Source organism: Luteimonas yanweni (assembly GCF_039548475.1).
Classification (GTDB): domain Bacteria; phylum Pseudomonadota; class Gammaproteobacteria; order Xanthomonadales; family Xanthomonadaceae; genus Luteimonas.
The window spans coordinates 22,416-31,733 of the sequence record NZ_JBCLVC010000016.1 but is presented as its reverse complement, the minus strand read 5'-3'; the positions used below and the strand labels follow the sequence as shown (position 1 = coordinate 31,733).

General features: G+C 73.6%; 10 protein-coding genes. 6 read left to right on the top strand and 4 right to left on the bottom strand.

From position 1 onward, the window contains the following. The first annotated feature begins 86 nt into the window (after positions 1-86). The 3 genes from ntrC to WCE39_RS13040 all read left to right on the top strand — a co-directional run bounded on the left by ntrC (position 87) and on the right by WCE39_RS13040 (position 2,785). On the top strand, positions 87-1,532 hold the full coding sequence (gene ntrC, locus WCE39_RS13050) for a nitrogen regulation protein NR(I) (RefSeq protein ID WP_343277117.1): 1,446 nt from the start codon (positions 87-89) through the stop codon (positions 1,530-1,532). Between the two features lie 70 nt (positions 1,533-1,602). Further along, on the top strand, positions 1,603-2,145 hold the full coding sequence (locus WCE39_RS13045; protein ID WP_343277116.1) for a superoxide dismutase family protein: 543 nt from the start codon (positions 1,603-1,605) through the stop codon (positions 2,143-2,145). 16 nt (positions 2,146-2,161) lie between these two features. Next, positions 2,162-2,785 carry a superoxide dismutase family protein gene (locus WCE39_RS13040; RefSeq protein WP_343277115.1) on the top strand — a complete coding sequence of 208 codons (624 nt, stop codon included), beginning with the start codon at positions 2,162-2,164 and terminating at the stop codon, positions 2,783-2,785. A gap of 1 nt (position 2,786) precedes the next feature. On the opposite strand, the gene WCE39_RS13035 is transcribed toward WCE39_RS13040, so the two are convergent. Further along, complete coding sequence (locus tag WCE39_RS13035; RefSeq protein ID WP_343277114.1) at positions 2,787-3,719, bottom strand: hypothetical protein; 933 nt, start codon at positions 3,717-3,719, stop codon at positions 2,787-2,789. A gap of 78 nt (positions 3,720-3,797) precedes the next feature. On the opposite strand from WCE39_RS13035, the gene WCE39_RS13030 reads away from it, so the two are divergent. Continuing rightward, on the top strand, positions 3,798-5,075 hold the full coding sequence (locus tag WCE39_RS13030) for an acetyl-CoA C-acetyltransferase (protein WP_343277113.1): 1,278 nt from the start codon (positions 3,798-3,800) through the stop codon (positions 5,073-5,075). Between the two features lie 72 nt (positions 5,076-5,147). Here the strand turns inward: WCE39_RS13030 and WCE39_RS13025 are convergent, their stop codons facing one another. The 3 genes from WCE39_RS13025 to WCE39_RS13015 are packed head-to-tail and all read right to left on the bottom strand — an operon-like array spanning position 5,148 to position 8,323. After that, positions 5,148-6,446, bottom strand: coding sequence for a heme biosynthesis HemY N-terminal domain-containing protein (locus WCE39_RS13025; protein WP_343277112.1), 1,299 nt, complete (start codon positions 6,444-6,446; stop codon positions 5,148-5,150). A gap of 54 nt (positions 6,447-6,500) precedes the next feature. Further along, a complete protein-coding gene (locus WCE39_RS13020) occupies positions 6,501-7,514 on the bottom strand; it encodes a uroporphyrinogen-III C-methyltransferase (RefSeq protein ID WP_343277111.1) in 1,014 nt (337 codons plus the stop codon). A 32-nt stretch (positions 7,515-7,546) separates the two neighbouring features. Next, positions 7,547-8,323 (bottom strand): uroporphyrinogen-III synthase, encoded by a 777-nt coding sequence (locus WCE39_RS13015; protein ID WP_343277110.1) that lies wholly within the window; start codon positions 8,321-8,323, stop codon positions 7,547-7,549. 68 nt (positions 8,324-8,391) lie between these two features. On the opposite strand from WCE39_RS13015, the gene WCE39_RS13010 reads away from it, so the two are divergent. Together WCE39_RS13010 and WCE39_RS13005 are read left to right on the top strand one after the other, a co-directional pair. Then, positions 8,392-8,850, top strand: a complete 459-nt coding sequence (locus WCE39_RS13010; RefSeq protein ID WP_343277109.1) for a YiiD C-terminal domain-containing protein — start codon at positions 8,392-8,394, stop codon at positions 8,848-8,850. 31 nt (positions 8,851-8,881) lie between these two features. Further along, on the top strand, positions 8,882-9,313 hold the full coding sequence (locus WCE39_RS13005; protein ID WP_343277108.1) for a hypothetical protein: 432 nt from the start codon (positions 8,882-8,884) through the stop codon (positions 9,311-9,313). Positions 9,314-9,318: the final 5 nt, after the last annotated feature.

Here is a 9,318-nt window from a genome sequence, read left to right as displayed (position 1 = left end):
GGTTTTGGGGGGGAATCGCCCGGCGAAGCCGCGGACGCCGCTGCCACCAGCGCCACCACTGCCACTGTGGGCGGCGGGCCCTCGCCGTGACCCACGGCGAGGGCCCGCGCATCTGGGTGGTGGATGACGACCGCAGCGTGCGCTTCGTGCTCGCCACGGCGCTGCGCGATGCCGGCTACGAGGTCACCGGCTTCGAATCGGCGGCCGACGTGCTGTCCACGCTCGAGCGGGGCGCCGCGCCGCCACGCCTGCTGTTCACCGACGTGCGCATGCCCGGTGACGACGGCCTGCGCCTGCTCGACGCGCTCAGGCAGCGGCTGCCGGCACTGCCGGTGGTGGTGATGAGTGCCTACACCGATGTCGCCAGCACCGCGGGTGCGTTCCGCGGCGGCGCCAGGGATTTCCTGCCCAAGCCCTTCGACCTCGACGACGCGGTGGCACTGGCGGCGCGCGCACTGGGCAGCGCCGGCGATGCGCCTGGCGATGGCGGAGAGTCCGAACCGGGCCCTGCCAGCGCCGCGCCCGGGGACGACGCGCTGGTGGGTGACGCGCCCGCGATGCAGCAGCTGTTCCGCGCCATCGGCCGGCTGGCGCAGGCGCCGCTGTCGGTGCTGGTCACCGGCGAGACCGGCACCGGCAAGGAGCTGGTGGCGCGCGCGCTGCATCGCGAATCCCCGCGCGCGCGCATGCCCTTCGTCGCGCTCAACACCGCGGCGATCCCGTCGGAGCTGCTGGAGAGCGAACTGTTCGGCCACGAGGCCGGCGCCTTCACCGGCGCGACCCGGCGCCACGTCGGCCGATTCGAACAGGCCGACGGCGGCACGCTCTTCCTCGACGAGATCGGAGACATGCCGCTGCCGCTGCAGACGCGGCTGCTGCGGGTGTTGGCCGAGGGCGAGTTCTTCCGCGTCGGCGGCCGCGAGCTGATCCGGGTCGACGTGCGGGTGGTCGCGGCGACCCACCAGGACCTGGAAGCGAAGGTGCGCGACGGCGGCTTCCGCGCCGACCTCTTGCATCGCCTTGACGTGGTGCGCCTGCGCCTGCCGCCGCTGCGCGAGCGGCGCGAGGACATCCCGCGCCTGGCCGAGCGCTTCCTGCAGCGCGCGGCCCGGCGCTTCGTGGCGCCGGCGAAGCGCCTGTCTCGCCCGGCGCTGGAGCGCATGCAGGCGCATCCCTGGCCCGGCAACGTGCGCGAACTCGAAAACCTCTGCTGGCGGATGGCCGCGCTGGCGTCGGGCGACGTGGTGGACGCCGCCGACCTCGACGAGGCCTGGGGAACGCGCGGTACGCCGGGCGGTATCGCGCCGGGAGGCGAAGACGACTGGGAGGCCGCACTGCGCGCGTGGACGGGGGCACAGTTGGCCGCCGGCGCCCAGGGCATCCACGCCGACGCCCGCGATCGCCTGGACCGGGTGCTGCTGCAAACCGCGCTCGAACACGCCGGCGGTCGTCGCAGCGAGGCCGCCGCGTCACTCGGCGTCGGCCGCAACACGCTCACGCGCAAGCTCGGTGCGCGCCATCCCGCATCCTGAACGCAAGGCTCACGCACCCCATACCACCCGGACGCTACGCTATGGCGCTTGCCTTCCAGCCGTGAGCCGCATGCGTCGCCTGTCCGCCCTCATTTTCGCCACGGGAGTGCTCGCCGGCTGTGCCGGCACGCCACCCGCGACGCGCGAGCCGCCACCGGCACCGCCCCCGCCACGCGCAGACGCGGGAACGGCGGCCGTCGCGCACGCCAACCTGACCGCGGCTTCGGCCACCCTGGCCAGCGGCCGCATCGTGCTGCGCGCGGAGCCGGGCGGCGTGCGCCTGTCCGGCGACGTCGGCGGCCTCAGCAGCAACGGCGCCCACGTCCTGCAGGTGCACGCGCGCGGCGACTGCAGCGCGATCGACGCCTCAAGCGCCGGCCCCTATTTCGATGCCAGCGGCAGCGGCGCGCTCGACGGCGGCAGCGACCGCATCATCGCCAACGAGCGCGGCGTGGCCCACGTCGACCAGCTGGTCCCGGGGGCCGTACTCGGCGGCGCTGCGGCCAACGACATCGCCGGCCGTTCGCTGGTGGTACTGGGCTCCACCGCCGGCGCCACCGGCGCGCGGATCGCGTGCGGAATCATCACCATCGCGCCTCCGGGCGCGCCATAGGAAAGGAGTACCACCCATGCGTACGATCCCCATGACCCTTCTTGCCGCGTCGCTCGCGCTCGGGCTTGCCGCCTGCGGCGATCGCCAGGACCCCTACGACGATGCGGCGACTCCGCCGGCCACGGCCGACGCACCAGTCGCACCCACCACCGCGGGCGCGACCGCCGACATGACCACCACCCCGGCCGCCGGCACGATGGCGGTCCTGGCCGCGACCGAGGGCAACTCGGTCACCGGCGAGATCACGTTCGCCGCCGTCGACGGCGGCGTGACCATCACCGGCCAGGTCAACGGGCTGACGCCCAATACCGAGCACGGCTTCCACGTGCACGAGAGCGGCGACTGCAGCGCGCCCGACGGCACCAGCGCCGGCGGCCACTTCAATCCCGCCGACAGTGCCCACGGCCGCGTGAGCTCCGGCGAGCACCACGTGGGCGACACCGACAACATCCGGGCCGACGACACGGGCGTGGCCCGGGTCGACACCCGCCTTGACGGTGCCACGCTGGCCGACGGCGCGCCGACCGACGTCCTCGGCCGGGCGGTGATCGTGCATGCCGATCCGGACGACTACGCCACCCAGCCCACCGGCAATGCCGGCGCGCGCCTGGCCTGCGGCGTGATCACCCAGTCGATGTGATTCAGCGCGCGGGCGGTGCTTCGAGTTCCGCCCGCGCGTCGCCCTGGCAGTGGATGAATTCCACGGCCACGCCGTGCGCGCGCAGCAGGCTGGTGAACTGGCGCTGGCGCGCTTCGAAATGGGCGTACAGGCGCGCGAGGCCGGTGCGCGCCTGGTCATCAGCGTCGTCGTCGCCGGCGCCGGGGGTTTGCGGCGCGTGGCGCGCACGCCAGGCAGCGGGGGTGAACATCGCCATCCGCACGATGCCGTCCGCGTAGTGCAACAGGGGTTCGGGCGGTGCGTCGAGCCAGGCCTCGCGCACGGGTGAGAGCAGGGCGGTTTCCAGCAGCGGCCACAGCGGCCCGAGGCCGGCATGTTCGTACTGCATCGCCGTCAGCGCGCACAGGTCGTGCACGGTGAGGTGGCGCGCGTGCTCCACGCGCATGCCGAAGGCGTCCTGCATCGCCAGCGCAGCGCCGGCGCCGGCCATGCCTTCCTCCATCAGGTCGGCCTCGCAGCGGGCCGCAACCCGCGCGACCGTGGCCGGGTCGCCATCCAGCACGTAGGGCAGCAGCCGCAGCGGCCCGCCGGAATACTCCGGCGCGGGTGACAGCGCGCCGGGCAGGCGGCCTTCGTGGCTGCCGAAAGCGAGGATGCGGCCGCCGCCGCCGGGCGCGCGCGGGGCCTTGGCCGCGAGTTGCCACAGCTCCTGGTGCAGGGGCCAACCCGGGCGCAGCAGCTCGACCGGATCGAAGTGCGCGGCGACCAGGGTGCAGTCCAGGCTGGCGGCTTCGGGTGCGAATTTCGCAAGGTCGGCGGCGACCAGTGCGGCGATGTCGCCGGCATCGGCCTGCGCCACCGCATTGCGCGCCGCGCTGCTGCCGGGCACCAGTTCAAGTGCCAGCGCGCCAAGCACGCGGCGGGTCCGGGGGGTGTTCTCTGCGGTCTTGTTCATTGGCCCTGCGCATGGGCGGCGCTAAACTCGTCGCCATTATGCCTGCCACGGTCGGTGGGCAGCCTGCGAGGTCCCCAGATGCTGCATGGTCGCCCGGTCGCCGTCCTCGGCGGTGTTCGCATTCCCTTTTGCCGACAGAACACGGCCTATGCCGATGTTGGCAACCTCGGCATGTCCGTGCGCACCCTGGGTGCGCTGGTGGAGAGGTTCGGCCTCCACGGCCAGCGCCTGGGCGAGGTCGCGATGGGCGCGGTGATCAAGCACTCCAGCGACTGGAACCTGGGCCGCGAGGCGGCGCTGTCCTCGGGGCTGTCGCCGCTGACGCCGGGCATCACCCTGCAGCGCGCCTGCGGCACCTCGCTGGATTCGATCATCACCATCGGCAACAGGATTGCCGCCGGGCAGATCGACAGCGGCATCGGCGGCGGCAGCGACACCACCTCCGACGTCCCGATCGTGTACGGCAAGTCGCTGCGCCGGCGCCTGCTCGCGGCGAACGCGGCGAAGACCACCAAGGACAAGCTGGCGCAGTTCAGTGGCTTCCGCCCGGGCGAGCTCAAGCCGGACTTCCCCGGCGTGGCCGAGCCGCGCACCGGCAAGTCGATGGGCGAGCATTGCGAGGACATGGCCAAGGAGTGGAGCATCTCACGCGATTCGCAGGACGAGCTCGCCGTGGCCTCGCACCACAAGCTGGCCGCGGCCTACGAGCGCGGCTTCTTCGATGACCTGGTCGTGGCCTTCCGCGGGGTTTCGCGCGACAACGTGCTGCGCGCCGACACGTCGCTGGAAAAGCTGTCCACGCTCAAGCCGGCATTCGATCGCAGCTCCGGGCTTGGCACGCTGACCGCTGGCAACTCGACGCCGCTTACCGACGGTGCCGCCGCCTGCCTGCTGTCCACAGACGAATGGGCGGCCGCGCATGGCCACGAGGTGCTGTGCCACGTCCGCGACGCGCACGTGGCCGCGGTCGACTTCGTCCACGGCGAAGGCCTGCTGATGGCGCCGACCGTGGCCGTGGCCGAGATGCTCGCCCGCAACAACCTGGCGCTCCAGGACTTCGACATCTACGAGATCCACGAAGCCTTTGCCGCCCAGGTGCTGTGCACGCTGCGCGCCTGGGAAAGCGAGGACTACTGCCGCAGCCGGTTGGGCCTGGACGCGCCGCTGGGGCGCATCGATGCGGCCAGGATCAATCCGGTCGGCTCGTCGCTGGCCACCGGGCATCCCTTCGCCGCCACCGGCGCGCGCGTGGTGGCAACTGCGGCGCGCCAGCTGCAGGAACGCGGCGGCGGCCGCGCGCTGGTCTCGATCTGCACCGCCGGCGGCATGGGCGTGGTCGCGATCCTGGAGCGCTGAGCAGGCAGGTCGCGGCGGCGGGATCCCTGCCGCCGGAGCCAGGCCAGCCGGTCGGGATTGGCGGCCGTGGCCTCAGTCGCGGATGCGGGGGAACCCGTGTTCGTCGCGATCCTCCCCGGTCGCGCTGCGGTCATCGCTGACGACGCGGTCCCCGATCACCACGCGATCGTCCTGCACGCCATGGATGGCCTGGTGCGGCCCAAGGCCTGGCATCGGCTCCGTGGCTTCGCCGCGCAGCGCGCGCAGCGTATTGGCATAGGCGACACGCGCGCGGGCGTCATCGCCTATTGCGGAGTGGCCGTCGCCAAGCTGTTCCCAGGCTTCCGCGCCGGCACCCTGGGCCAGGGCGCGGTGCAGATAGTCCTCGGCCTGTGGCCACTCGCCGCGTGCGCGCGCCAGGCGCGCCAGGGTCAGCAGCAGCGCCGGGCTGCCCGGGTGCTGCTGCAGCCAGCGGGTGGCCTGCGCCGCGCGGTGTTCGACGCGATCGATGGGCAGGCGCCCGTAGCACGCGGCCAGGCCTTCGTCCCAGCGCGCGTCCAACGCATGCTCGATGCTTGACGTGGCGGCGTCTTCCCAACGCAGCGCGGCCGCGCGCCCGGCGTAGGCGGACACCACCGCGGGCTCGCTGCGCAGCGCCTTGGGCACGCTCTCCCAGCGATCTGCCAAGGCGTTTGCATCGGATGCTTCGGTGAGCGCCTGTGCTGCCCAGGCGCGTTCGCGTTCGGCGAGTGCCGCCTCCGGCAGCGCCTGCTGCTGGCGCAGGGCGCCGAGCAGGGCATAGGCATCGCCGGCCTGGCGCGAGGTGGCCAGGGCGTCGGCGCGCAGCGCGAGCCCGCGCGGTGACAGCGGTTGCGCCGCGGGGTCGTCCAGCGCCACCAGTGCGTCGGTGGGGCGGTGTTCGGCAAGCGCCAGCTCGGCGCGGCCGATGGCCCGGGTCAGGGCGTGATGGCTGTCGATCGAATCAAGATGGCTGCGCGCTGCGGCGTGGTCGCCGCGGGCCATGGCGGATCGCGCGGCGGCAAGCCGGGCGACCGCGGCGTCGCTTTCGTCGCCGGCCTGCGGCAGCAGCTTCTCGGCGCGCGCGTAGTGGCCCTGGTGCAGCGCCTCGAGGCCAGAGCCCAGGCGGGCGCGCGACTGCTGGTCGCGGCGGCGGCGGAAGGCCCGCAACGGCAGCGCTATCAGCGACCACAGAAGCCACAGCGCGAACAGTCCCGCGACCACGGCCACCGAGACCCAGAGCAGGTTGGTGGTGTAGTCCCAGCCGCGGTAGCGCACCAGCACATGGCCGGGGTCCTGGGCCAGGAGGTGCCAGGCCAGGGCGCCGATGATCGCCAGCAGGATCCAGACAAGCAGGGTGCGGAACAGGTTCATGGCAGGTCTCCAGAGGCTGGTGCCACCGTAGCCGCGGCGGTGTCGCGGCCGTGTTCATGTCGCGTCCGGAGCCGCGACCGTGTCATTGCCCCGGAGCCTCCGCAGCTGTTCCAGCGACGTGCCGAGCTCGGGCAGGGCGAGGGCGAGCGGCAGCGCGGCAATCGCCTCGAGCTCGCGTGCCAACGCGTCGCGCGCAGGCGAACCGGGCCGAAGCCGCGGCAGCCACGCCGATCCGCGCGCCAGCGCCGCCGCATACCCGTCGGCGTCCCGGCGCTCGGCGGCGGCACGCGCAAGCGTGAGTTCCAGGCGCAGCGCAGCTTGGCCCGCAGCCTGTTCGCCGGAGTCCACGGCCAGGCGATCATCGCTGGGGCGCACCTCGACGATGCGCCGTGCCAGCCGTCGCCACCACGTCGCGCCGGCGCCCTGCGCGGCCTCCGCACCCGTCTCGAAGACCCCGGCCGGGCCTGCGTCGAAACCGGCTTCGAAGGCATCGATGCGCTTCATGGCGCGGATCCGCGGATCCTCGCCCAGGGCATCGAGCATGGCCCGCTCCCGGGTCAGCGCGTGGCGCAGGTCGATATCGCCGGGCGTGGTCAGCGCTTCGGCCAGGCGCGTGGCCAGGGCGTACGTCCGGCGCGCGCCCTCAAGATCACCCGCGACCAGCAGGCGCTGCTGGGCCTGGGCGAGCAGCAGCTCGATCTCGTCGAGGCGCAGCGAGCGGGCGGCATCGTGCGTCGGGTCCGCCAGGCGCTGCACGCTGTCCTCGAGCAGGGCCGCGCGCTGTCCCATGGCCAGCAGCTCGTCGCGCAGCAGGCGATTGGTCGCCTCGGACTGCTGCATGCGCTTGCCCTGGGCCTGCTGGTTGGCGCGCAGGGTGCCCACGCGCTGTGCAAGCGCGTCCAGGCGCTGGATCTCTTCGGCATCGGCCGCGCTGCGGGCCTCGACCTCCGCCTGCCAGGCGCGCCAGCCCAGGGCGCCGGCGATCGGCACCATGACGAGCAGCAGCAGCCAGGCCAGGCCGGAAGTGCGGCGCCGGGAAGCGGACGCAGGGGGAAGGGGCGGGTTCACGGTGCGCAGGAAGCGGTGTCGGAGCGCCCATGTTAGGGCTTCGGCATCGCTCCGGCGCAGGCCGCAAGCATCGCCGAGGGCCGTGCGCTGGCCGCCACCGCGGCCACCTGCAGGCCGCGATCGCCGGCCAGCGCGCCCAGCCGCTCGCTGGCCGCGACCACCGGGATGCCGCGCAGTCGCGCCAGGGCGTCTTCCGGCACCGAGGCCAGCAGGTGTTCGAGGGCCTCGCCGCTGCTCAGCAGCAGCCATGTCGGTGCGTCCAGCGCACGCAGCGCCGCCAGGGCCCTGGCCGAGGGAACGACAGGCACGCGTTCGTAGACGTTCGCGCGCAGCACGCGCGCCCCGCGCCCGGCGAGGGTGGCGGCGATTACGCCGCGGCCGCCCGGCGCGGTCACCAGGCCGACGTCGAGCCCGCGCACCTCGCGCAGCGCCGGCATCGCCAGCAGGCCTTCGCTGTCCATGCGCTCGGGGGACGGGACGTGCCCGGCGCCCGCCCGGTCCAGGGCCCGCGCGGAACCCGCGCCGACGGCGACCCAGGCCTGCCCCGGCTTCGGCCGCAGTGGCTGGAGCGCGGCGGCGGCGGCGACCGCGGCGGGACTGGTGAACACCACCCGCGGTGCCGCGAGCGCACGCTGCAGTCCGGCGCGGGCACGGTCGTCGTCATGCCGCGCGATGCGCCAGGGCGACAGGGCGAGCGTGCGCGCGCCCAGCGCCGCGGCGGCACGGCGCACCGGGCCGTGGCCGCCGACCGGTCGCAGCGAGATGACGTAGCATCCGGACAGTGGCCCGGTCGAAGCATGCGCAGGCATCGCGCAAGCTTGGTGCCTGGCGCCGGTCCCGGCAAGGCGCCGGACCGCAACCCGATGGAAGTGGCCGCATGCACCTGGATGATGAACTCCGCGCGCTGGATGCGCACTACCGCTCGATGCCGCCGGTCGCGGCCATGGACATCGCCATCGACGGGCGCGACGGCGACACGCTCCGCCTGCGCGCGCCGCTGGCGCTGAACGTCAACGACAAGGGCTGCGCCTTCGGCGGCAGCCTGGTGTCGCTGATGACGCTCGCCGGATGGGGCCTGGTGACGCTGCGCTGCAGGCAGCTGGGCATCGACGCCGATGTGTACGTGGCCGACAGCGAGATCCGCTACCTGGCGCCGCTGTACACCGACCTCCAGGCCACCGCCGCGCTCGCCGACGGCAGCGGCTGGGCGCCGTTCGACGCGGCGCTGCGCAGCCGCGGCCGCGCCCGGGTGCGCATCGCCGCCAGCGTGCCGCTGCCCGACGGCGGCATCGCCACCACGATGCGCGCCGGTTACGCCGCCATCGCCAGGGGTTAGGATGGCCGCCGCCAACCCGGAGACCCTGCCAATGCGACCGATGCACCGCCGCTCCGCCTTCGCCCTGTTCGCGCTGCTGGCCTGCGCGCTGCTGCTGCCCGGCTGCGCCAGCACCGGCAAAGGCGAGGCGCTCGACCGCGCGCAGTACGCCTGGTCGGCCGCCGTCCGCTGGGGTGACTTCGAGGGCGCGTGGAACCTGGTCGATCCGGACTACCGCGAACGGCACCCGATGTCCGAGATCGAGTTCGAACGCTACAAGCAGGTCCAGGTCTCGCACTACCGCGACCTGGGCGCGGCGCAGGTGGCGGGCGACACCGCGCTTCGCGACGTCGACATCGGCGTGATCAACCGCCACACCATGGCCGAGCGCGGCATGCGCTACCAGGAGGCCTGGCGCTACGATGAAGCGGCCCGCACATGGTGGAACACCGGCGGGCTGCCGGACTTCTGGCGCGGGGAGTAACGCGG